A 24,578-nucleotide genomic window follows, 5' to 3' on the forward strand; every position below is an offset into this window, starting at 1 on the left:
GTTTTTTATTTTGTTGCTTGAGAGATGTAATCGCTTAAATTTTTATGAACCTGTACCGTTTTATAATCTTCTGATGCGATTCCTATATTTTGATAATCAATTTTATAATCCTTTTCTTTTAAAAGTTTTTCTCCAAAACCTTCTGCTCCCAATTTACTTTTAAGACCATGAACAATCAATAAAGTTTTATTAGGAGAGTAAATATCTATAGAGGTGTATAAATCCGTAAAGCCAAACTCTACTATAGCTTTATCAATTTTTTCCTTTAAAGCCACAACATCGTCTATTGTAAATTCTTCCTTATTTGCTATTTCTTCTTTTTCCTTATCGGAATTTACTTGGTTAGTATCTACTTGTTGGATAGCTAACTCAAACGGATAAACCAACTTATATTCCTTAGCATTTTTCGGGAATTTAAACGTCTTATTTTTTAATACTGGCAAAGATTTAGAAACAATCTCTTCGGCCCTTTTTCCTTCTTCACTTTGAGGATAGGTAAGCGCAACATAGTTTAAGCCTTTCTTATATTCTTCAAAACCATAATACCTCCCTGAAGCAGTTGCTTTTAACAACTCGAATTTTGGAACAATATCATTTCCAGTAAATACTTCTATATTTTTATTGGCCTCTTCTATAACAGTTTTATATTCTTGATTCTCAAACTTACGATAAACACTAGCATAAACAGCTTCGGGACTATTTTGATCATCCAACAAACCTCTTGGGTTCCTTAAAATAGTAGCATAACGAGAATCTGAATGATTGGTTAATATGTTTTGCTTCCATCTATTAGCATTGGCATCATCTCCCATAGCCTCATAGATTTTATACAAGTTGTATTTAGAAGGTAAAATAAGACGCTCTTCTGGTTTATTTTCTAATAAAGCTTCTAACTTATTAGCTGCCAATTGATATTCTTTAAATTTCTCTTTATAAATAACTCCTAATTGGTAATAGGCGAAGTTTCTTTCCTTACCCAAACTATCGATGAGCTTTTCATCTTTAGGAATGCTCTCTAAATAGGTGGCTGGCTGATATTGAGGATCGCTTTCTATCTCGGCTAAAATTGCTTCTTCAGGGTCGATTTCATCTTCCTGACTCTCATTTTTACCTCCTTTTTCATAACGCCAATTATCGGCTAAAGCACGATTTCCCCAGGTTCTGTTAAATTTTATAACTCCTTTTGCGACTTGCTTGCTATCATAAAAATAAAAATCTCCGCCGTTGCTTGCTCCACCAGCAGTACTTCTTTGTTTTCCGAAAAGGTTACTAGGGGTTTGATTTTTATTTTTCGCTTCTTCCTTGGCCTCCGCTATTGCGGTCTCTTTTAAGCTATTGGTATATTCCGTAAAGAAAGCCAAACGGTCTGATTCAGACATATTTACCAAGTTGAGAATACTGTCATTTTTAGCAGCAATATCTTCATAGAGAATCACATCGTCCAAATTGACACGTTTCTTTCTAATTGCTCTATATTCTCTGGTATTTTCAGGTAAGTTAGTTAAGGTGCTATCGTAATAAGCTCCTGCGTTTTTGTACTGCGCTGCGTCAAAATTTATATTCCCTAAAGTGAGGTAATTTCTTGATTTTAGATACGTGTCTCGTGTGTCGGTTCTTAATGATTTATTGTAAAAAGTGACCGATCCCGGAATGGTATCATTAGCGCGATAATATTCTGCAATTTGATAGTAAATCTTATCTAAGAATGGTCGGTTTTCTCTATCTTCTTCCAACTCCTGAAGCAATTCTAATAAAGCCAAACGGTCTTGCTCATCAAAATCGTAATTTCTCGCTTTTTCCATATATGCATTAATCATATATACTCGGGGAGATTTTCTATTGAGGGCAATAACCTCATCAAAAGTTTTATTAGCACTATCTATTTGCGCTAACCTGTCATATAACTGACCTTTAATATATAAATATCTTCCTCTTTTTTCATTAGAAGGTGTTACTCTAATCGCTTCGGTTAACGGAGCGAGTGCACTATCATTTTGCTCTAAATTAATATAAGCTTGAGCTAAAGTCGCCGAAGCATCGGCTAAATCTTCTTCCTCAAATTCTAAATCTTGAGCTAATAATTCTTTTAAGTTTTTAAGCGCCGTTTCGTTATTTCCCATACGCATATTGGTCTTCTCACGCCAAATCTTTGCGGTAGCAATACGGTCACTTTCAGGGTAATCGGTAATGATATAATTAAAGGCTTCTAAAGCAGGGAAAAAACGCTGATCGTAATAACGGGCCTTTCCTAAAAGCAAAAAAGCTTCATCCATTTGAGGATTGTACTCTGTGCCTCCTATGTTGATGTTGTGTTTTTGAATGGCCTTTGCAGCTTTATCTTCGGCTCTTTCAAAATTTTCATTTTTGCTTTCTCCAGGCAAACGAGCTTCTTCTACAACTTGCATGCGTTCTATAGGAAGTATTTCCCAGTAGTTGTCTATATAAGTTTGCTCTACCTCATCTTTTCCTAGCTCTAAAGCCAAGTTTCCATTGTAGATGATATTATAATAAGCGCCCATCGCATGAAAGTTTCTATTGAGCCATTTGTTCTTTTTTCTCGAACACGAAGCTATAGAAATCGTAGCAAGCAAGATAATTAAGATTCTTGTATATGTAGGTAAGTAATTACGTTTCATTAAGTTAAAATAGGTGTCATACCAATTAAACATTCTAACGCCGCACAAAATTAGTTTATTTTGAGCCAATTCTTCTTCATAAAAAAGAACCGTAGCTATGGCTATGCTTAGTTTTTATTCCTCGACTTTACTAAAAATAAATCAAATTTTTATTACGGCTTTTAAAAATTTAATTGGTATAAAGAATAACTTATTCTTCCCCTTTTTAGTATGGGAGTGCGTAAAAATACATTTCTTTTAAGAAAAACAAATGTAAACCCTTAATAAATTTGAGTTTGGACTTGAAGCGTAAAAATCACCTATACTGGTTTATTTCTAAAAATTTAGCACCGATATTTTATCCTCACTTACCTTGGTATCCTTAATAATTTGTAGATAAGGTTTAAAGTTAAACTCTATTTGCTCCACACTTTTAAGCGTTGCTACAGTAGTTGTTGGTGATGGGCTCACTAAGTTGGTACGTTCAAATTTATAAACTCCTCCTTTGGGAGCTTTATCGCCAAGTGAATCGGCATAAGGCATAATACCTTTTGGTAGAGTAGGGTCAAAATAATAATTGATGACAGTATCCCCAGAGAGGCTTTTCACTTTTAAAAAGTGATAGGTTTTTCCTTTGATGATTGTATCTTTTTCTTCTACCACCTCAAATTTTGGTTGTATTTTTTTTAATCCTACTATTTTATCTTTCCTTGATTTTGTAGTATCAATTTCAAAAAGTCTTTGTTCTTGTTTAAGTAGAAAATTAATAGAAGTATCTTCGGTTGTTGAAGATGTCATCTTCATATTTACGCGACCTCCAGGAGTTTTAAATGATTTTTCTTCTTTAATGTCAAAATTTGCTGAATAATAAAAAGCGTAATCGCTATTTGCTATTACCACATTATTGTTATCAAACTGAGAAAAGGTTAAGTTTATTATACTATCTTCCGCTCTAAAGCTTATATCATAAACTGCTTTATAGGTTTGTGCGTTTATAAAAAGAGGAAACGTTAATAGAAGAAAAATAACTTTTTTCATGGCTTGAACTTTTAAAATTTAAAAACTAAAGTTATAAAAAAAATTATTTTAAAACTACCCCGCAAAATAGGTTTCTAATTCTTGAAGCGTGGCTTCACTTGTCATCATATCTCTCACCACTTCCCCTTTATCTAACAAAACAATGCGCTCACAAACTTCGGTCACATGAATGAGATCGTGACTAGAAACCAACACCGTTACTCCTTTGGTTTGTGCCAAATCTTTAATGATCTGTTTTAATCTAATTTGTGTGGTAGGATCAAGATTGGCGAATGGTTCATCGAGAATCACCACTTCTGGATTACCAATAAATGAAGCTACAATACCTGCTTTTTTCTGGTTTCCTTTAGATAGATCTCTTAAGTATTTTTTTTGCTGAAGTATTTCTCCGTGAAAGAAATCTTCAAATCCGCTAAGGAGTGTATCTACATCGGCTTTGGTTTGTCCGCGTAATTCTCCTATAAAGTAAAAATATTCTTCTGCCGTAAGGTAACCTATGAGGAAACTTTCGTCGATAAAGGAAGACGTAAAAGGTTTCCAATCTTCACTTTCGTTTACTACGACTTGTTTATTTTTTATGTTCCCTGTAGTGGGCTGAATTAAATCTAGCAACAGACTAAAAAATGTGGTTTTTCCTGCTCCGTTGTTTCCTACCAAACCAAAACTTTGTCCTTTAGGAATGTCTAGGGATGGAATGTTCAATACTTGAGTGCTGTTATAAGATTTGCTTAAATTATGTACTTCTATCATGATCTAAAATTGAGAGTCTTAATTATTTTTTTTCGTCGAATGCCGCTATGGTTTTGTATTTTCCTTTTTGGTACACTTTTTCAATTTGATTGAGAAAGAAATTTTTAAAAACCAAACCTAAAATTCCGCTTAAAGCGAGCGCCAAAATACCAGCTTCAAAATTGATAAACTTGTACGGAAGGTAAAAAATAAGCATAGGCCCTGCCATCTTTGGTAAGGCAATTAACAATTGTGTTGGGTTAAAACCTTGTGTATTGCTAAAGGCTTTTGCTTTTACGTTAAGTTCTACCGGTACACGATTAAGAACGCCGCCATACAAAGTTATAAATGAATTTAAACCAATATTAAATAAGGCTCCGGCAGCAATCATACTATAAATTTTGTAGCCAAAATATAAATACGGGGTACTTAAAATAAAGGAAGCTACTACGGCTACGACCATTAAATACCATTTAGACTCTAAATATTTCCGATAAGGGATATTCTGACTCATCAACATTTTATAATATTCGCTATCCCAAGAGGGAACTAACTGTCCGAAAGAAAGTAAAAATCCGCCCGTTATAAATACCGAAGCAAAAGCTAAAAATGCAGGCATATCTTTGTAGGTATCTTGGGTATAAAAGAAAAGTCCATAAAATAAAAAGAGAAAAGACATCATTAAAACTTGCTTGGGTCTTGCGTTACGAATAATGAGTTTTACATCGTTTTTTAAGAAAGGTGCAATCGAGCCAAAACGGTTTAGAAAACCTAAATCTGTAGAACTTACTTCTTTACTTTCTTTACGGATGGCATCGTCTAAATAAAAACCTTCTCTTATAAATTTATAATTTCTACGATACAACAAAATCATTAACAATAACGGAATACTTACCGCATACCACTTGTTATAAATTTCATTAAAAAACAAACCAGCATATTCTGCTATTGGATAAATATTATAGAACTCTAATAAGATTAAAGCTCCTAAAACCGCCACGATTGCATAGAAAACCTTGTTGTTTTTATTTAGTAGAAAATTGAGGTAGTTTAAGGAAATGGTAAAAAACACCATCGAGAAGAACCAACAAATGACTTGAAGCGGATTATAACCTTGCGTTAACAAGACGATACTAAAGGGAAGAAAAAAGAAAAGTGGTAAAATATTAAAAAACGAAAGGGTTGTTTTCCCTAATAAATAATGAATCACCGTTTCTCGTTTTATGGGAATAATCATATAGGGTTTAATATTCATCACTGGTAATTGCTGCATAAAAAACCGAAAACCTAAATCGATCAGAAACCAAAATATTAAATAATTACTTACCATCACGATTGGATCTTCATTAGGGAATGTGTTTTCAATTATAAAGAATGCTGCCACCCCCAATACTCCAAAAGAAACGATAAAATATAGCGCTGCTAAAATGAGTAATATTTTAATGGCTAAGCCTTTTTGAAAGTAGGAAGACCGAGAAAATTGCTTCCACTCTAGTGATAGAAATCGTTTAAACATAAAGTTTCTTCTTAGTTGAGATCATAAAGTAAGCTAAACTTACTATCTAATTAGTGCTAAAATGTTGAAAATGTTACAAAGTCTGTATCTTTAATTCGGGGTATGCCTCTTGCAGTATTTCATCTCGCTTCCGCGGAAGTAAAAACAGGGTAATGTAAAATACTAAGGTAACTCCTGTAAGTAGTAAGCCATATATAATGCCTATCCAAATATTTATCTCCACTTCTTTTGTTATTAAAACTAGAATTTGGATAGGTAAATTTAAAAAAGCTCCAAATTGCCCTGTATGGTTGAGCAAAGTCTCTAATAAATACGGTTTTTGTTTACTTCCTTTTTTTAACCGTTTTGTTTCTTTATTGTTCTTATAAAACCTTACACTAAATATAATTACTAGACAAAGCAAAATTCCTATTAAGGTATAAACCCCATAAGTGATTTGCGTTATCAAGGTAAAACTTACCAAAAACGCAGTAGCTAAAATTACCACCTTAGGCAGTTTTAAAAATTCTTTAGCTTCTTTCCACATGAGTTGATGATAGCGTTTTTGCATTGCAGCTTGTCTCGCTTCTACCACCTCTAGAAAACCAAAAACACCAAACTTTTTAAATTCTTCTTGCAAAGCAGTTTCAAAATCTTTGTCTGGATTTTCTTGCCACTGCTCTTCAATGGCATTAGCAAGGTGATCTACCAATTCTAATTGTACATCGTAATAATCTACAAAATGCTGATCGGTAAACTGAAAAAGTCGATCTATTTGAAGGGAAGTTACTTTTTTCATGCAAAATCAAACTGTTTTTTATATTCATTAAAAAGTTGATAAAGTGATAGGAAGAATGAAATATTTATTAGAATAAATATCGCTAAAACCCATTCATAATAGGGTATTTCTTTTGCTAACACATACATATGCATGATATAATCAAAAGATGTAATAATAGTTACTAACTTATGAATATGAAGGTATTTCTGCTTTTTATAAGTCTTTGTAATTAATACAATGACTACAAATTCTAAAAAGAACAAGCCCAAACTAAAAAGCATTAAATGCTGTTTTAAAAAATCAAATAAAACAACAGTTATTATTACAACAGCAGCAGTAATTACTAATGACAAAGGATGAAATAGGTTTTTGCCTACCATTTGTAAAACTTTCTTTAAAGATTCTTTAGCAAAAGAATCTGTTTGTTTTAAAAGCTCCTTTTTATTCGCTACCATATAAGACTTAAAAGCTTCATAAAAATCAATATGCTCTTCTTCCATTTTAGCTTCTATCGCACTTGCTACATGGTCTAATATTTCTAAACGAACATCTATATATTCTACCCCAGAGTTTTTTAGGTAATTGTCTATAAACTCTAACTCATCCTTGCTCAACTTTCTCATCCTAAACTCGGTTTTGGGTTCATAAGTCCGTTCATGGTTTCCATAAAGCGCTCTAGTTCTTGGAGTTTAGATACTGTTTCGGTAGTTCCTTTTTGGGTAAGTTTATAATATTTACGCAAACGATTATCTACTTTTTGCATTTCTACTTCTAGCAAACCATCGGCTTCTAACTTATGTAAAGCAGGATAAAGGGCACCTTCGGTAATCTTTAATTCACCTTTAGTAAGTTCTTTTACCCGCTGGGTTATTTCGTAGCCATACATTTTATCTTCCTTAGAAAGCAATTTTAAAATGATGGTCGAAAGACTTCCCTTATATAACTTTGAATTCGACATAAATTTTGGTTTCAACTAGAATTCAAACATACATAAATTTCTTATGCATAAAAAACTTAGGTATTAGTTTTTATCTTATTTGCTTTAAAAGAACGGCGGACTTTGTATTTTTGCCAAAAATTTTGAAGAAAATGAAAAATTTTCATCCGTTAACGGTAAAAGAAATCATAAGAGAAACTCCAAAAGCAATTAGTATTGTTTTTGAGATTCCGCAAGAATTAAAAGAAGTATTTCACTTCGATGCGGGACAATATATCACTATCAAGAAAAAATTTGATGGTAAAGAAGTAAGACGTTCTTATTCTATTTCATCTACTCCTGGTTGTAGTCATTTAAAAGTGAGCGTTAAGCAGGTAGAAGGTGGTTTATTTTCATCCTACGCCAACAATCAGCTAAAAGAGGGAGAGGTTTTAGAAGTTTTTCCGCCAGAAGGCAAATTTATCTATCAAGCTCCAAACGATGGCAAATCTCACGATTATTCAGCTTTTGCAGCAGGTAGCGGAATAACCCCTATACTTTCTATCTTAAAAAGTGTTTTAAAGAAAGAACAGCACAGCAGGTTTGTCTTAGTTTACGGAAATAAAACTCCGCAAGAAACCATCTACTTTAAAGAGTTGTTAGAAATTCAGCAAGAGTTTCCAGACCGTGTATTTATCGAGTTTGTATACAGTCAAGCAAAAGATAAAGATTCTTTCTTTGGCAGAATTGAACGCAGTACCGTTAATTTTGTACTGAAAAATAAATTTAAAGGTCATCATTTTGAAGCGGTTTACCTTTGCGGACCTGAACAAATGATCGATTTAGTCTCTGAAGTGTTACAAGAAAATGAGGTTGAAAAAGAACGCATACATTTTGAATTGTTTACCTCAACAGAAACAGGAGAGGTAGATGCCAACCTTGACGGAAAAACCACGATTACGGTGATGGTTGATGATGAGGAAACCACCTTTGAAATGGACCAAAAAGCTACCATTTTAGATGCGGTTCTTGATAAAGATCTAGACGCTCCTTATTCTTGCCAAGGCGGAATTTGCAGTAGCTGCATTGCTCGCATCACCGAAGGAAAAGCCGAAATGATGAAAAATCAAATCTTAACCGACGAAGAGATCGAAGAAGGTTTAACACTTACGTGCCAAGCACATCCTACGACATCGACGATTAAAGTTGATTTTGATGATGTATAGTTAGTAGTGAAGATGAGACGATATGAGCCTCAGGCTTTTCATACTGAACAAGTTCAGCATCTCATCAATATAAAAAATTTAAAAACCTCTCTTTTACAGAGAGGTTTTTTTATGAATTTAATAGGTGTAATATTTATTTTTCCTTCTCAAACCCTCTTTTCATCATTTTGATGGTGGTTCTAGTAATATCATATCCCAAAAGGAGAAGTATTGCTAAATAAGAAGCTGCAGCTAATTTTTCTTCTTCATAATTTACATCGTGAAAATGAAAGATGATAAAAAATACAGCTACAATTTTATATAGTAAATTTAATTTCATAATTCATTCTTTATTGAAGTTGAAACATAAGTTTTATATGCATAGACTCCTAACCAAACTAACCCAGCCGCTATCAGAAATAGGTAGTTGAAAGATGTTCTTTCAGTAAAGAAATACATATATCCTCCAAAGAGAATTAAGGCTATTCCGTTAAAAAGACATCTCTTCTTACTGGGGTTTAAAAATTCTAATGTTTTGTTCATAAAAATTTCGATTAATAAGCAGGTTGTTGTTTTGCTCTTTGATTTTGTATGACTGCATTTGCATAATAAACAGCTGCACCAACGAGAGGAAAAGCCAACACGATGAGTACCCAAAGAACTTTTGGTAAGCTTTCTTTTTCGTTTTTAAGAATTAAAAACAAGCTTCCGCCAATAAAAAAAATGGAAAAAATTAAAAGAATTAGCAAAAATAACGGAGTTTGCAGTGTCATAATTCAAGTATTTAAAAATAAATGTAAAGAAAATCTTTTATACGAAAAATTATTCCTGAGTTATCCTCCATATTTTAGCAATCACGTAAAGCACAAAAACTCCGATAAGGATATACAGTCTTCTTCTCTTATTTTGGTCGAGTTCTTTAAAACGATACAAGTTTACCGAAATATATAAAGCGCATATTCCTATTATGATATACGTAAAAATTGGGGTATTAAAATCCATAGTTTAATTAATAAGTTCTTCTTGTTTTAGTAATTGCTCTAGCTCTTTGCTGTAATGATATACCTCTTTTTGATTGTTCGTGTAGATTTTAAAATCATATCTCATAAAGGGAATATTTTCTACCCAAATGCTTCCTTCTTCAATATTATTTGTTTGTTCGAGCATGGGTTTTGCTTTTCCAATAGACATATTATGAATATACAAAGTATCTTTATTTGCACTCGATGAAAACGTGCTTGTATTACTATCTAAAATAGCTCGTTCTTTATATTCTACGACTAAATTTTCACTTTCTATACGGTGATTTTTAGAAGAAGGATATTGTAAAGCCATAAATAGCAATAACATTAATAACCCGTTGTAAAAAGCGTGAAATAACATTGCTTTTATGAGTCCGAAGTTAATGGTGATCCATAATAAAATTAACCCCATCCCAAATTGTGCTAAAATGGCTATCGTACCTAATGAGGTCATAAAGTCTTCTGCGGTATAATGAATCCCTGCAAAGAGTACCGCATTCATAATAAGTAATGTATTAATGTGTTTTTTGCCACTTCTATCATTCACAAATATCGTCGCGATATATAACACTAGTAATGCTAAAGCAAAATAGCTAAACGACAATCCTATAAAAACAAGCAGAACTATAAAAGATATAATCCTAAGCCATCTTTTAGCGGTAAAAAAACCTCTAAAAGCGACTTCTTCTAAAAGCGGAGCAAGAATAACTGCCATCACAACAAACCACTCAAATAAAAGCTTATCTCCTATCATATCTCTAGAAATAGGTGGATATTCTATTCCTAAAGCTGAAAATATCGCGTATAAAAAGATTAATAAAGTAAAGCTAGCTACACCAAGTTTTAAGAGCCAGTTTTTGAGCGTGTTTTTAAACATTTATACAAATGATTTAATTTTATCTATAATCTTCCTTGGCGGAATACTTTCCATCACAGCTTCATAGCCTTCTACTTGCTTATTTCCATAGATGGAAGTAGGTAAAAAAGGATATTTCTTTAAATTTGGAAGTACTTGATTTTCTATTGGTTGCTGAAATGGTGCAAAACCAGCATAAGGATGAGTGGCTCCCCACACTGTGACTACCGGAATTTGATACATAGCAGCCATATGCCCGTTTCCACTATCCATAGAAAGCATCACGTCTAGATTGGCGATGATATGTAATTCTTCCGCGAAAGCGTAAACACCTACCAAGCTGGTGACATTTTGATATTTTGAAGCTAAAGCAGATAATAATTGCTTTTCATTTTCACCGCCGCCAAACAAGAAAACCTGAAGATTCTCTTCTGCATTTAACTCCGCGATTACCTCTTCCATTAAAGAAAGCGGATACATTTTTGATTCGTGAGCGGCAAACGGAGCTATCCCTATCCATTTTTTGGTATTCGGTTGTAGCTGCTGCTGAAATTGCTTAGGTAAATTTGGTTTTTTAAACTTAACATCTTGCGATAGATCCACAGGAAAACCTAATTGTGCCAATACCTTTTCATAACGCTTGTGAGTCGTTTTTAACGGCCGAATGCTTTTAAGTTTTAAAGCTGTAAGTTGTTTTTTCTCTGTTCTGCCTTTGTCTATCGCTGCAGATTTAATTCCGTAAAGGAAAAAGAAAAACCGAAGAATCTTAGAACGCAAGACGTTATGAACATCGGCTACCGCGTCTACTTCCAAGCTTTTTATCTCTTTCGCTAATTTCCACAGACCAAGAATACCTTTATGCTTTGTTTTTACATCTGCAGCAAGCACATTGACTTCTGGTAAATCTTTAAAAAGCTTTCCAAAAAAAGGTTTGGTTACCACCGTCACTTTTACGTGTGAATGCTGCTTTAAAAATCTTCTTAATATGGGAACCAACATCGCCACATCGCCCAAGGCTGAGAGTCTTATAATGGCGATGTGTTGAACTGTTGTTTTCACTTGGCGTGAATTATTTTTGACCTCTTAAAACAGGATTAAGCTCGTCATCATTGTACATTTTCATTTGCTTGTAAACTTTCATGTACTTGTCACCATTTTCAATATCGGTAAGCAATTGATTAATCGCTGTAGATAAATCTACACGTTGCTCTAACAACACATCTAATTTTGCTTGGCAAGCCATTTGGTGTTCTTGAGAAGCATCTTTACGTGTTGCTTCTTCATGCATATGATAAATTTTTAAAGCTAAAATCGATAAACGATCTACCCCCCAAGCCGGACTCTCGGTATTAATGGTAGCATCTGCCTTTGGAGTTGCATCTTTATACTTCTCTAAGAAATAAGAATCGATATACTCTACCATATCGGTACGATCCTGGTTAGAAGCATCAATTTGACGTTTTAATTTTAACGCAGAAACAGGATCAATTTGTGGATCGCGTATAATATCTTCATAATGCCATTGCACCGTATCTATCCAAGATTTTCTATAAAGCAAATGCGCTAGTAAGTCTTCTTTTTCTCCATAAGGATTCTCAAAAGGTTGATCTACTGTATTTACCTCGTGGTACTTTTCTATTACTTCTTGAAATATTTTATTTGCCTTGTCTGAAAACATAATTTCTTTTTTTATTTCTTTAAAATATGTAAATATTCTTGTGTGGCATTCGCCTTGTGATTTCTATTTTCGGTTTTATCTGCTTTAAAACGTTGGTAATCTTTTACCTTTAAGCTATAACTTCCATACTTTTCCATAATTTCTTTTATGGTTTCGGGAGGCATCAAACCTTCATTATTGTAACTTAAAAATACGGTTGAAAATTGAGCATCTTTAATCAAATTTTCAAATTGCTTGGCTACTTCTCCTTTTCTACAATAAGCAGATTTATAGTAATCGCGCAAACCGGTTTTACCTTTAGGTACAAAGGTATCATATTTTGCGATAGTAGTAAGTAAATGATAGTTTGCACCGTATTGCCTTGCATTATAAGGTGGATCTAAATATAAAATATCTCCGCTTATTTTTTTTATCAATTCATTACCGTCTTCTTGATAAACTTGATGAGCATTTTTGGTTTTATCAAAATCTGCTCCAACAATTTCGATAGCTTTAGCGGCAGATTTTTTTATCTTTTTTAAGTAAGCTCCATATACCGAAGCGGTATTGGCTACCTTATCGGCGCTTTCTAATAGTGATGTTAGCAAAAAGTAGTAAAGCGCATCATCAATTTCTTCTTGATTTTTCCACGTTTCAATTTGCTGTCTAACCGCATCTATTTTTTGTGCATTTTCTTGAGAGAAAAAAAGACGATCGGCATTTCCGTTTTCACCGTAATGCTCTGCAATAAAACCTAATTGAGGGTTAAGCTCATTCAGTTTTTTTATGTAGTCTTGCTTCCGCGGAAGCGCACTGTGGTTGCCAATATAATTTTGAAGCAGGACGTAACTGTAAAACTCTACATCATTAGCAATAACTTGTTTTACTAAAGGTTTGAAGGTTCGCCCTACCCTGCCTGTTCCTGCAAATAAATCGCAAAACACAGCATCTTTTAAGGGTATAGAAATTTCTTGAGATACTACTTCTAAGATCCAAGAGGAGAGTTTATTTTTAGAGCCTATGTAATTCATTTAACTGCCCAAATTATATCGGATAAAGCCGATTTTTCTTTCCATTGCAATGGAGTTAATAAAGAAGCATCAAAGGTACTTACATATTTTTGAATGATAGATTGCAACCACGTGATTTCTGCTTTTAACTTCCAATGTGCGCCATCTTCGGCATAAACCATTAAAAAAAGTCGGTTTTCTAGATGTTTTCGCTGCTGCTGACTTTGATTCTTGTATAACCAATACAGTAGTTCTTCTTTGTGGTTTTGAGCATAATATATGGTTTGCTTAAATCCCTTAGGGAAAACTGAAGTTTTGTGGTCAAAATTAATTCCGTTAAGGTTAAAATCAACTAATCTATCTTTATTGTTTACTGCAGGAGTTACACCTTCAATTTGGGTGAAAATTTTCTCCACCGCTACCGCACTCCAGAAGTTATACCAACGATTTGCAGCGTATTGAAATAGCTCTTTTTTATCTAAATTATAGGCTTCTATTGTAATTTTCATCACCTCTACTACCTCATCCCAAAAAGGAGTTTTATAGATAAAATTGGTGTAACCGTCCCAAATATCATTTTGTTTTCTTCCCCATTCATAAGCATAAGGATGTCTTTTTTTTAACTCTTGTTCTATATCGTATAAAGAAAGACTTACCATAATACAAAAGGAATAATGAGTACGGCCAAAGCTAATATTCCCAATGTTATTTCCTTTAAAATTTTGCCTCCTTTATGCTCTAAGAAAATTGTCCCAATAACACTCACGCCTATAAATGGAAAAATAAGTTCGCTTCCTGTTTTTTGAGGAGATAACAACACTATTAACAAGCCTATAATAAAAAATAAAAAAATAAGAAAAAGCATAGGTTTTCTTTTTCTAATGGTTAATTGTAATTCTTTTAAAAAGAAAAATAGACTTAATATAGTAAACAAGCCTATGATCATTAAGGGTATAAGAACATCTGCCTCTTGATAAACCTCCAAATTAAGACTGGGAAACACAAAATACTGACTTAAATAAAAAGGAGTGTCTAAAACCAAGAAATAACCCGTTGTAACCAAAAAGTAAACACAAAAAACGGCAACGAGGGGAATAAAAAGATTTTTGAAGTCTTGTAGTGCATAATAGAATATTCCTACAAAAGGTAATATTAAAAATAGAATGCTTAACGGATAGAATAAACTCGCCACTACTACCCATAAAGAGGCATCGAAAATTTTCTTTTTGATTTCTAAACCCGATCTTAAACTTATTACTCTTCTTAAAGCTAGCAACACAAAAAATGCCGCGATAAATAACTCATTTGCTTGTAAGACAGGTAAACATAAAGTGGTTAAAAACCCGAATAATAAAATAGTATAAGTATTCTTTTTACTGATCGTATTGCGTTTAACAATAAAATTTAATACCACCATAAGCAAAATATAGTTAATAAGATAGCCTATATTTTTGGTTAGAAACTGCCAAGAGTACTCCGTATTTTGACCAAAAAAGTTAGCTATAATAAAATATATGGTCATAAAAACCCCTACAATTAGAAAATTGATTGGTTTAGATTTTTTAAAAAAGCTTGCTAACATAGAGTAATTTCTTACTTTTGTAGAAATTTATAACAAAGTTCCTAACGATGAAAGATTTTCTTGATCTTATTGCATCTCTTTTTGAAGATGTTTTGTTTTTACCTTTTGACGCTCTTCGTGAGTTAGAATTGTCTGCCTGGTTTGCTGCTAATGGTTTAAACTGGATTTTTATGATTATTGCAGCAGTAGCTTTTGTTTACTGGATGCTTCAATTGAAAAAATTCAATGAAAACAACGAAGAAGACCGTTCTACTAAAGCACATACATTTTTAGGAAAAAACGCTCAGTATTAACTGAGGTCTTTTCCTAAATCTTTTCTATAATACATCTTATCAAAATGTAGTTTCTCTACGTTTTGATAAGATTTTTTTAGTGCTTCTTTATAATCTTTCCCAAAAGAAGTCACTGCAATTACTCGACCTCCATTGGTCAATACTTTACCATTTTCTTCTTTTGTACCTGCGTGAAAAACAATAGAATCTTCTATAGTTTCTATACCTGTAATTTCCTTTCCTTTTTCATAAGCTTCGGGATATCCTCCTGAAACTGTCATTACTGTAGTCGCCGATCTTTCATCTATCTCTAAACTAGCTGTAGATAATTCTTCTTGCGCTACTTTTTGAAATAACTCTACCAAATCTGTCTTTACACGAGGTAAAACCACTTCGGTTTCGGGATCTCCCATACGCACATTATACTCTATTACGTAAGGTTCATCACCTACTTTAATTAAACCAATAAATACAAAACCTTTATATTCTATCTCTTCTTTTTGAAGTCCGTTTACGGTTGGTTTTACAATACGTTCTTCAATTTTTTGCATCAACTCTTCGTCGGCAAAAGGAACTGGAGAAATAGCTCCCATTCCACCCGTATTTAATCCTGTATCTCCTTCTCCAATACGTTTATAATCTTTAGCAGTTGGCAGTATTTTATAGTCTTTGCCGTCGGTTAATACAAATACGCTTAATTCTATACCATCTAAAAACTCTTCAATTACCACAGTTTGACTTGCATTTCCAAACTTACCGCTTAACATTTCTTCTAATTCTGCTTTTGCTTCCTCTAAATTTTCTAAAATTAAAACTCCTTTCCCTGCTGCTAAACCGTCGGCTTTTAAAACATACGGAGGTTTTAAAGTTTCTAAGAAAGCTTTCCCTGCTTCTACGCTTTCTTCCGTAAAGCTTTCATAGGCCGCTGTAGGAATATTATGCATGGCCATAAACTCTTTGGCTCTTTCTTTACTACCTTCCAACAATGCACCTCTTTTTGAAGGTCCTATAACCATCACATTCTTTAGTGCATCATCTTCCGTAAAGAAATCATAAATACCATTGACTAGAGGATCTTCTGGCCCCACTACCAACATTTCTATATTCTTTTCTAAAACTGTGGTTTTAATCGCTTCAAAATCATTAACATTTAAAGCTATATTGGTAGCTATTTGTGAAGTCCCTGCGTTTCCTGGAGCTACAAATAATTGTTTACAATGTTCACTTTGAGCTATTTTGTAAGCAAAAGTATGTTCTCTACCGCCAGATCCTAGAATAAGAATGTTCATTTTGTATGGTTTTGTTTGTGGCTTCAAAAATAATTGTTTGTAAATTGACCCACTAATATTTTCCTATAAAATAGTCTTGTGAATTGGTTTGATTTTACTTTAAAGCTCAAAAAATTTCCGTTAACGGAAGCTAAACAGCAATTAAAAGAAATTCAAGAAATTTCTAACGATGATTACACTGCTTATTTAACGAAGCAAAAGCAAGAAATTTTAAACCATCATCAAACCCATAATAATTTTTACAAAGCCCTCTTACAAGGAAAAAAAATTACCAATTGGGAAGATTTACCTATTCTTACCAAGAAAGATTTACAACAACCTTTAGAAGAAAGATTAAGTGATGGCTATTCTATTACTGAAGTTTATGTAAACAAAACTTCTGGCTCTAGCGGTCATCCTTTTATTTTTGCTAAAGACAAATACGCACATGCCTTAACTTGGTCGGTAATTATGAATAGGTTTGGTTGGTTTGGTATTGACTTTAATTCGTCTTATCAAGCACGATTTTACGGAATTCCGTTAGATAAAATTGGTTACTACACTGAAAGATTAAAAGACTGGTTAGCGACGCGTTATCGTTTTCCTATTTTTAATTTAAATGAAGCCAAATTAGAAGAGTTTTTAGGTCATTTTAAAAAGAAAAAATTTGACTATATAAATGGCTATACCAGTTCAATTGTTCTTTTTGCTAAATACCTTCAGCAAAAAGATCTTATTTTAAAAGACATTTGCCCAAGCCTAAAAGTGTGCATGGTAACCAGTGAAATGTTGTTTGAAGAAGATAAAATTTTACTAGAAAAATATCTGGGAATTCCCATTGTAAATGAATATGGCGCAAGTGAATTAGATCTCATTGCTTTTCAAAACCCAAATGGAAATTGGTCCCTTAATCACGAAACATTATTTATTGAAATAGTAAATAAAAATGGAAAAACCTTACCTCTTGGAGAAGAAGGTAGATTAGTAATTACTTCACTCTATAACAAGGCTCATCCTTTTATTCGGTATGAAATTGGTGATATTGGTGTACTAGACGAAAAGAGCACCCCTAAAAACCCTATTTTAAAAAAAATGATTGGTAGAACCAGTGATGTGGCACACCTACCAAGCGGAAAAGTGGTTCCCGGACTTACTTTTTACTATGTTACTAAAAGCATTATTGAAGAAAATAGTATAGTAAACGAGTTTGTAATCCATCAATTGGCAAAAGACAAATTTAAAATTCTTTATGTCGCTGAAGCGGATTTATCTCAGCATAAATTTCAGGAAATAATTAAAGCCGTAGAAACTTATTTAGAACCAAATCTACAAGTAAAATTGGAGCGCGTTGCTATTCTTAAACGCACCAAGGGAGGTAAATTAAAACAGTTTGAAAGTTTTATATGAAAGAGATTTGCATCATTACTAATTATTTTCCGCCAGAAACTGGAGCTGCCTCTAATAGAATTGCGAAGCTTGCTCTAGGCTTAAAAGAAAGAGGTTTTATAGTAAAAGTAATTTGCCCCTTACCTAATTATCCCAAAGGGAAAATTTTTGAATCTTATCAAGGTAAATGGAAGTTAACAGAAAACTATAAGGGTATAGAAGTAATTCGGCTTTGGGTTTATGCCAATAACTCTTCCCATAAAGTAAAGCGTTTACTTTCTATGGTTTCATTTTCTTTAAGCTTGGTCCTCCATAAATTATTACAACCAAAAGATTTTCCAAATAAAATTTTAATTCAAAGTCCGCCGCTTATTATTGCCAATACGGCATTGCGATTGTTTAGTAATCAAAAAAGACAACTTATCTTAAATGTGTCAGATTTATGGCCTTCTGCAGGATATGAATTGGGAGCACTAAAAAAAGGTCGGTTTTATGAGCTTTTAGAAAAAATGGAAGTTTACAATTATAAAAAAGCGAACTTGGCTTTGGGACAGTCGCAAGAAATACTTGAACGGATTACAAGTATTTTTCCGCAGCAGCAAACATTTTTATATCGTAACTATCCTGCTATATCGCCGCTGAATGATTTCCGTTTAACGGAAGAAAATAATAATGTAAAATTAGTTTATGCAGGTTTGCTAGGTATAGCTCAAGGAATTGTAAAACTGTGTCAACATATAGAATTAGGAGAAAAAGAATTACATATTTATGGAGCAGGAGCTGAAAAGGAAGCTTTAGAAGTTTACTTAAAAACGTCTTCCAAAAACATTTATTATCACGGGGAAGTTACTAGGGAAAAGCTATTAAAAGAACTCTCTAAATATCATATTGCATTAGTACCACTTGTTCATGCAATTTATGGCTCTACACCTTCCAAAATCTACGAAATGGCTCATAACGCTCTCCCAATACTTTATTTTGCTGGCGGAGAGGGTGAAAATGTAATTAAGGAATTTAAATTGGGATATGTAATAACGCCTGGCGATTTTAAAAGCTTAAATACTTGTATCGCGCATTTAAAATCTAAAGACTTAGAAAAAATGAAATCAAATATTCTAGAAACTGCGAGAAATCATTTTAATATTGAAGTACAATTAGATGAGTTAGCAAATAGAATTGCTTAATACGCCTTATCTTCTCCTTTCACAGCATTTCGTACTGTCTGGAAAACTATTTTTAAATCTAATAAAAGTGACCAGTTTTCTAAGTAGAATATATCATAACGTACACGGTTAATAATATCGTTTTCGGTTTCTACTTCTCCTCTAAAACCACTGGTTTGTGCTAAGCCTGTAATCCCTGGTTTTATAAAATGACGCACCATAAATTTATCGATACGCTCAGCATACATATGAGTGTGGCTTACCATATGCGGTCTTGGCCCCACTACCGACATATCTCCTAAAAGTACATTGTAAAATTGTGGCATTTCATCTAAACTTGTTTTCCGAATAAATTTACCAATCTTAGTAATCCTTTTATCGCCACGTTTTACTTGATGTAAATGTGCTTGTGGATTTTCTCGCATAGAGCGGAATTTATAACAGTAAAACTCTTTGTAGTCTAATCCGTTTCTTTTTTGTCTAAAAAAGACTGGACCTTTAGATTCCATCCTGATTAAAATAGCCAAAATTGGAGTAAGCCAAGAGAGTATAAACACAATGACAAAAACAGACATAAGAATATCAAATGTTCTTTTTATCAATTTATTCAAAGCATCGTCTATGGGGATATTTCGTAAAGATAGTATAGGTAAATAACCGTAATACTCCATTTTTAACTGACGGGTATAAATATCTTTGTTATCGGGAAGAAACTTTAAAGGTTTTAGGTTGTTGTCTGCAAAATCAATTACTTGGTTGATTTGCTCGTTGTCTAATTCGGCTACAGAGCAATAAATTTCGTCAATTTCATTTTCTAAAATCCAGTTAAAAACCTCATCTAAATCGAAGTCTTTCTGAGAAAAATCTACTAACCTTTTAGATTGATATCCGTACTCTGGATTAGATTTAAAAAATCTTTCGAGATTTTGAGTTCTATGATTAGCGCCTAAAATAATTGTTCTTCTATAGTTACCGCCTAAATCTTTCCGGTAACTTTTAAGTAAATAAAATATAAGGAGTTTTATCGCAAGAATAGTAAAAAACACCTTAGTGATGTATAGAAATATTTTTTCTTTAGGTCTACTTAGCTCTTCAAAAAAACCAAAAAAGGAGAAAACGAATAAGGCAAAAATAGCAGCCTGCAAAAAGTTAAGCGAAATAATTTTGGTGACTTTGGTAAAGCGATAAACCTCATAAAAGTCTGTTTTAATAGACATCACCAACCAACCTGCGGTAATAAATACTGTATAGTTGATGTAATCTGTCATTTCTAATTTAAACTGAAACGCAAACAACAAAATCACTGCTAAATCTATAAGATAAACCAGTGGTCGTAAATAAGCAGAATATCTCCCTTGCTTAATTTGCATACTTATTTTCTTATGTGTTTACTGAAATCTTTATGTTCTTTCTTAGATAATTCTTCTTGAGAAAGATTTTTAAAGTATTCATAGGTAAGTTTCATTCCTTCTTCTCTTGTTACTGTTGGCTCCCAACTTAATATTTTTTTAGCTAATGAGATGTCTGGCTGTCGTTGCATAGGATCATCTTGAGGAAGTGGTTGATAAATAATCTTTTGATCGGTTCCTGTAAGTTTGATGATTTCCTCTGCAAAATTCTTAATTGTAATTTCATATGGATTTCCAATATTTACGGGTTCTCTGTAATCGCTAAGTAAAAGTTTATAAATTCCTTCAATTTGATCGGTTACATAACAAAAAGATCGAGTTTGAGCTCCGTCTCCAAAAACAGTTAAGTCTTCTCCTCTTAAAGCCTGACCTATAAATGCCGGAATTACTCGACCATCATTAAGTCGCATTCTTGGACCATAGGTATTAAAAATTCTTACAATACGCGTATCTAATCCGTGAAAACGGTGGTAAGCCATTGTAATTGATTCTTGAAAACGCTTAGCTTCATCATAAACACCACGCGGACCTATAGTATTTACATTACCATAGTAATCTTCACTTTGAGGATGTACTAAAGGATCTCCGTATACTTCAGATGTACTTGCAATTAAAATTCTGGCATTTTTTTCTTTTGCTAGACCTAATAAATTATGAGTTCCTAGAGATCCAACTTTTAAAGTTTGTATAGGGATTTTAAGGTAATCTATGGGACTTGCTGGACTTGCAAAGTGTAATATATAATCTAAATTTTCTGGAACGTGTACAAATTTGGTTACATCGTGATGATAAAACTCAAAGTGTTCTAAATGAAAAAGATGCTCTATGTTTTTTAAATCTCCCGTAATTAGATTATCCATAGCAATTACATGGTAGCCTTCTGTGATAAATTTATCGCATAAGTGTGATCCCAAAAAACCTGCGGCTCCTGTAATTAAAACTCTTTTCATTCTTATTTCTCTAACTAAGGGTTTACTTTAACTTCTCTTTTAACACTAAAAGTATGAATTTAGTATTTCCAACTAAATAACGTTTCCACATACGCTTAGGTTCTTGTGCAAAACGATAAAACCATTCTAGTCCGCTATTTTGCATCCATAACGGAGCTCTTTTAGTTTTTCCAGAAAGCACATCGAAGCTGCCGCCTACGCCCATTATAAAGTTAACAGCCTTTAGCGCTTCTCGATGTTTGTGCAAAAATATCTCTTTTTTAGGAGAGCTCATGGCCACAAACAACATATTTGCTTTAGAAGCAACGATTTTTTCGACAATTTGTTTCTCTTCAGCAGCAGAAAAATATCCGTTTCTATAACCTGCAATAATTTTTGGGTTATAATTTTGCTTAAAATTATTGGCTACAGTTTCTACCACATCTTGTTTTGCTCCTAATAAGTAAACAGAATATTCTTTTTGATGCGCTAATTTTACCAGATTTTCGAAAAGGTCTATTCCTGCAACGCGTTCTTTTAATGGCTTATTTAAAATTTTTGAAGCCCAAATTACCGCTTGGCCATCTGCGTTAATAAGATCTGCTTCATTTACACTCTCCCGTAAAGCTTCATCCTTTTGCATAGCAACAATTTTGCCTGCATTCACTACCGTATGATGTAGCTGTTCTTTTTGCTGAATTGATTTATCTACTATTTGCAAGGTTTCTTGCATGGAATAGTTATCAATTTTTGTATTTAGAATATGAATTCTTTGCGGCATATATACTCTGTCTAAGAATTTTCAAAATTAGGAGTATTCTACACCATTTGAAAGTTTCTCTTGCGATTTTATAATAGCTAATTTTAAAACCACAAGATAAATGGGCACTGATGCGTTGTAAAAGAAGTTTCCTGTTATAAAAGGTACAATAAATAGGATTGCCAATAAACACTTTGAATAAAATGCTAATGAAAAATTAAAATAGCTTTTAGCAAAGACAAAGAGATAAAGAATCATTCCTAAAAAACCAAAGTACAGCCACAAATCTATTAATTCTAATTGAGGCCTTACATACGGATTAGATAAACCTCCTATAAAGTAGTGAATGGTTTCCCAATGTTCTTGAATGTAAGGAATTGTATCTTTAATGAATAATTGATCTCTATAAGATAATATTGCTGTAAGCCAACCTTCTTGTTTTATAATTTCTGAAAACAAATCGGTTGAAAAGAAGATATAACCCAACGCGGCTGAAAACAATAAAAAAAAGCTTGCAATTATTACTTTCAATTTCAGTTTTTTCACTAATCTAATCGTTAACACTAAGCCTATTAAAATGATTGCTAGGTATATAGATTTAGTCCCTATTAGTAAACTTGCCAGTAAGGTGAACCAAAATAAAATATCTTTATAGTAAGTTTTAGAATTATAAATAACAAAGTAAAGAATGGCTATAATATAAAAATATGTACTATTAGAAGAAGCCATAAAGAGGCCATTATACCCCCAGCGATCACCTGGGTAAGACTCAAAAATCTCTAAACCAAATAAGGCCGATAATAAAATGATAGTATTATTAACCCATAAAATAATCTCAAGCAAGGTAAAGGCTTTTATTTTTCCCTTAACGGAATTGATTTCCGAAAAAAACAACATTAAACTCAAAAAGAAAAAATATCTCAAAAAACCTACCGTTGCTGAAAAACTAAAAGAGTCACTTAAAAAATATTGGCCTAAACAAAACAAGGCTACAAATACAGTGAGTATCGCTAGCTTAATTCTATCATTGAATAAAAAATAAATCAGTATCCCTACGAGACACAAACCTTTTAAATATTTCTGAATTTCAAAATGGAGTCCGAAATAATAGTCTTGTACTTTATTTAATGCTTCTATTCCAAAAAAAATCAGTAAAAAAAGAAAGATGAAATGTGATTTTTCAATTTTACTGAGCCAATTCATCGTTTTCTAATTTTGATTCTTTAGCTAAAAATTCAGCATAAAAAAGCGTTCCGAAAAGGGCTACGAAATTAATTCCCATATTTCGATCTAAAACATTTTCGATCATAAAGGACCAAAACAAAATCGTTAAAAAACTAAGGAATAACAAGTTTTGATATTTGAAAGCAGTAATAGAATTTCTTACAAAATAGACCAACATAAGTAGAAAACCAAATACTCCAAATCTTAAAGTTGTTCCTAAAAATTGGTTGTGAGCATTATATTCTCGGTTTATGGAGTTTTGCATTTTGTACGCTTCATATTTTTCTAAGAGAATTTCATTTTCTGTACCTCCGCCAAAGCCTAAAATGGGTTTTTCTTTAATAGCTTCTATAGCTACTTTCCACCTAGAGTACCGGGAATCAACTCTAAATGTATTATCTGTATTATACGTACCAATATTATCTTGAAGTTCCCATTCTGTTCCTTCTACCGTTTTTTTGTAAATATAGGTTTGTTCTAAAAATGAAAAACTGAGCACCCCTATAATTATTGTGAGGGTAGCTATGATTGAAAATATTTTAAATGATAGATTATGAATTAAGTAAAGTCCTATTAATAAGACAGTAATAAAATAGGAAATTCTTGAAGCGATAAAGATTATTCCTAATACTAAGAACGTGAAAATAAAAACACGCCACAACATTCTTAATTTTAGATTTCCGAATAGAAGAATAGCAATAGCCATCACATAGTAAATTCCCATATATATGGTATGCATTCCAGAAAAAGGTTCTACAAAGTTTATTCCAGTAAAATCATTATTTAATAGCCAATGTAGCTGGAGATCGGTTTTACTGTAATTATATAAATTAATGGCAATCAATATTGAAGCACTTAGAACAGCACCAGCCAATAGGCCCATAGACGCATATTTTCTAAAGGTAGTAGCTTGAATATCTTTACGAAAAAGAAATAATGGGACTAAACCTAAAAAAACATACTTACTTATTTCTTTAAACGCTTCAGGCTGTAGAGGAGAATAGACCCAACCCCAAAGCAGAGGTAGAAAGAAAACCATGGGAGAAAATAAAATAAAAAAACTTAATTTCCCTTTCTTCTGAAACCCACTAACACCAAAAGCTATAAAAGTAGTAATCACCAAACCAATAAGTCCAAAATTACTCAACGACGTCTTTAAGGGTAGAAAAAAAGTAGCTATAAGAATACAGGCTAAGGTTAATACTTTTAATATGTGGCATTTATCTTTAATCGTTTCCTGTTTATTCATCTTATAATGTCT

Annotated in this window: 25 protein-coding genes; 4 read left to right on the plus strand and 21 right to left on the minus strand. The window is 32.8% G+C overall.

Features of this window, described 5'->3' with window-relative positions; genetic code table 11:
* Positions 1 to 5 precede the first annotated feature (5 nt).
* From FT986_RS01460 to FT986_RS01490, 7 genes are all read right to left on the minus strand, one after another.
* Positions 6 to 2,636, minus strand: a complete 2,631-nt coding sequence (locus FT986_RS01460; RefSeq protein ID WP_255505877.1) for a hypothetical protein — start codon at positions 2,634 to 2,636, stop codon at positions 6 to 8.
* A gap of 315 nt (positions 2,637 to 2,951) precedes the next feature.
* Positions 2,952 to 3,653, minus strand: coding sequence for a hypothetical protein (locus tag FT986_RS01465; RefSeq protein WP_147863497.1), 702 nt, complete (start codon positions 3,651 to 3,653; stop codon positions 2,952 to 2,954).
* Positions 3,654 to 3,707: 54 nt separating this feature from the next.
* The gene (locus FT986_RS01470) at positions 3,708 to 4,403 is read right to left on the minus strand and encodes an ABC transporter ATP-binding protein (protein ID WP_147863498.1); all 696 of its coding nucleotides are present in this window, start codon (positions 4,401 to 4,403) and stop codon (positions 3,708 to 3,710) included.
* 22 nt (positions 4,404 to 4,425) lie between these two features.
* Entirely contained in the window at positions 4,426 to 5,898 is a 1,473-nt protein-coding gene (locus tag FT986_RS01475; RefSeq protein ID WP_147863499.1) for a DUF5687 family protein, read from the minus strand.
* Between the two features lie 73 nt (positions 5,899 to 5,971).
* Positions 5,972 to 6,676: a hypothetical protein gene (locus FT986_RS01480; protein ID WP_147863500.1), complete on the minus strand. Its 705-nt coding sequence runs from the start codon at positions 6,674 to 6,676 to the stop codon at positions 5,972 to 5,974.
* A complete protein-coding gene (locus FT986_RS01485; RefSeq protein WP_147863501.1) occupies positions 6,673 to 7,281 on the minus strand; it encodes a hypothetical protein in 609 nt (202 codons plus the stop codon). Before FT986_RS01485 ends, FT986_RS01480 begins: the two co-directional genes overlap by 4 nt.
* Entirely contained in the window at positions 7,278 to 7,616 is a 339-nt protein-coding gene (locus FT986_RS01490; RefSeq protein ID WP_147863502.1) for a PadR family transcriptional regulator, read from the minus strand. Before FT986_RS01490 ends, FT986_RS01485 begins: the two co-directional genes overlap by 4 nt.
* Before the next feature lie 131 nt (positions 7,617 to 7,747).
* Here FT986_RS01490 and FT986_RS01495 point away from each other — a divergent pair, with 131 nt between their 5' ends.
* On the plus strand, positions 7,748 to 8,800 hold the full coding sequence (locus FT986_RS01495; protein WP_147863503.1) for a ferredoxin--NADP reductase: 1,053 nt from the start codon (positions 7,748 to 7,750) through the stop codon (positions 8,798 to 8,800).
* A gap of 133 nt (positions 8,801 to 8,933) precedes the next feature.
* Here the strand turns inward: FT986_RS01495 and FT986_RS01500 are convergent, their stop codons facing one another.
* From FT986_RS01500 to FT986_RS01535, 8 genes are all read right to left on the minus strand, one after another.
* On the minus strand, positions 8,934 to 9,119 hold the full coding sequence (locus FT986_RS01500) for a hypothetical protein (protein ID WP_147863504.1): 186 nt from the start codon (positions 9,117 to 9,119) through the stop codon (positions 8,934 to 8,936).
* 214 nt (positions 9,120 to 9,333) lie between these two features.
* Positions 9,334 to 9,552 (minus strand): PLD nuclease N-terminal domain-containing protein, encoded by a 219-nt coding sequence (locus FT986_RS01505; protein WP_147863505.1) that lies wholly within the window; start codon positions 9,550 to 9,552, stop codon positions 9,334 to 9,336.
* Positions 9,553 to 9,784: 232 nt separating this feature from the next.
* On the minus strand, positions 9,785 to 10,678 hold the full coding sequence (locus tag FT986_RS01510; protein WP_147863506.1) for a CPBP family glutamic-type intramembrane protease: 894 nt from the start codon (positions 10,676 to 10,678) through the stop codon (positions 9,785 to 9,787).
* Positions 10,679 to 11,716 carry a glycosyltransferase family 9 protein gene (locus tag FT986_RS01515; protein ID WP_255505878.1) on the minus strand — a complete coding sequence of 346 codons (1,038 nt, stop codon included), beginning with the start codon at positions 11,714 to 11,716 and terminating at the stop codon, positions 10,679 to 10,681. It lies immediately after the preceding gene.
* A 10-nt stretch (positions 11,717 to 11,726) separates the two neighbouring features.
* The gene (locus FT986_RS01520) at positions 11,727 to 12,335 is read right to left on the minus strand and encodes a DUF4254 domain-containing protein (protein WP_147863507.1); all 609 of its coding nucleotides are present in this window, start codon (positions 12,333 to 12,335) and stop codon (positions 11,727 to 11,729) included.
* Between the two features lie 11 nt (positions 12,336 to 12,346).
* A complete protein-coding gene (locus FT986_RS01525) occupies positions 12,347 to 13,345 on the minus strand; it encodes a DNA adenine methylase (protein WP_147863508.1) in 999 nt (332 codons plus the stop codon).
* On the minus strand, positions 13,342 to 13,983 hold the full coding sequence (locus FT986_RS01530) for a hypothetical protein (RefSeq protein WP_147863509.1): 642 nt from the start codon (positions 13,981 to 13,983) through the stop codon (positions 13,342 to 13,344). The genes FT986_RS01525 and FT986_RS01530 overlap by 4 nt, the downstream gene beginning before the upstream one ends.
* Entirely contained in the window at positions 13,977 to 14,906 is a 930-nt protein-coding gene (locus FT986_RS01535; protein ID WP_147863510.1) for a DUF6427 family protein, read from the minus strand. The genes FT986_RS01530 and FT986_RS01535 overlap by 7 nt, the downstream gene beginning before the upstream one ends.
* A 47-nt stretch (positions 14,907 to 14,953) precedes the next feature.
* Between FT986_RS01535 and FT986_RS01540 the strand changes: the two genes are divergently transcribed.
* Positions 14,954 to 15,199, plus strand: coding sequence for a uracil phosphoribosyltransferase (locus FT986_RS01540; protein ID WP_111539885.1), 246 nt, complete (start codon positions 14,954 to 14,956; stop codon positions 15,197 to 15,199).
* Here FT986_RS01540 and purD read toward each other — a convergent pair.
* Positions 15,196 to 16,467, minus strand: coding sequence for a phosphoribosylamine--glycine ligase (gene purD, locus FT986_RS01545; protein ID WP_147863511.1), 1,272 nt, complete (start codon positions 16,465 to 16,467; stop codon positions 15,196 to 15,198). The two genes, FT986_RS01540 and purD, sit on opposite strands and share 4 nt — an antisense overlap.
* 78 nt (positions 16,468 to 16,545) lie before the next feature.
* Between purD and FT986_RS01550 the strand changes: the two genes are divergently transcribed.
* Positions 16,546 to 17,853: a phenylacetate--CoA ligase family protein gene (locus tag FT986_RS01550; protein ID WP_147863512.1), complete on the plus strand. Its 1,308-nt coding sequence runs from the start codon at positions 16,546 to 16,548 to the stop codon at positions 17,851 to 17,853.
* Positions 17,850 to 19,016 carry a glycosyltransferase family 4 protein gene (locus FT986_RS01555; RefSeq protein WP_147863513.1) on the plus strand — a complete coding sequence of 389 codons (1,167 nt, stop codon included), beginning with the start codon at positions 17,850 to 17,852 and terminating at the stop codon, positions 19,014 to 19,016. Before FT986_RS01550 ends, FT986_RS01555 begins: the two co-directional genes overlap by 4 nt.
* Here the strand turns inward: FT986_RS01555 and FT986_RS01560 are convergent.
* From FT986_RS01560 to FT986_RS01580, 5 genes are all read right to left on the minus strand, one after another.
* A complete protein-coding gene (locus FT986_RS01560) occupies positions 19,013 to 20,365 on the minus strand; it encodes an undecaprenyl-phosphate glucose phosphotransferase (protein WP_147863514.1) in 1,353 nt (450 codons plus the stop codon). The two genes, FT986_RS01555 and FT986_RS01560, sit on opposite strands and share 4 nt — an antisense overlap.
* 2 nt (positions 20,366 to 20,367) lie before the next feature.
* The gene (locus tag FT986_RS01565; protein WP_147863515.1) at positions 20,368 to 21,354 is read right to left on the minus strand and encodes a UDP-glucuronic acid decarboxylase family protein; all 987 of its coding nucleotides are present in this window, start codon (positions 21,352 to 21,354) and stop codon (positions 20,368 to 20,370) included.
* A gap of 22 nt (positions 21,355 to 21,376) precedes the next feature.
* Complete coding sequence (locus FT986_RS01570) at positions 21,377 to 22,114, minus strand: WecB/TagA/CpsF family glycosyltransferase (RefSeq protein WP_147863516.1); 738 nt, start codon at positions 22,112 to 22,114, stop codon at positions 21,377 to 21,379.
* A gap of 27 nt (positions 22,115 to 22,141) precedes the next feature.
* The gene (locus tag FT986_RS01575) at positions 22,142 to 22,936 is read right to left on the minus strand and encodes a hypothetical protein (protein ID WP_147863517.1); all 795 of its coding nucleotides are present in this window, start codon (positions 22,934 to 22,936) and stop codon (positions 22,142 to 22,144) included.
* Between the two features lie 343 nt (positions 22,937 to 23,279).
* On the minus strand, positions 23,280 to 24,566 hold the full coding sequence (locus FT986_RS01580) for an O-antigen ligase (protein ID WP_147863518.1): 1,287 nt from the start codon (positions 24,564 to 24,566) through the stop codon (positions 23,280 to 23,282).
* Positions 24,567 to 24,578 lie beyond the last annotated feature (12 nt).

This window comes from Mesonia sp. K4-1 (genome assembly GCF_008017825.1).
Taxonomy (GTDB): Bacteria; Bacteroidota; Bacteroidia; order Flavobacteriales; family Flavobacteriaceae; genus Mesonia.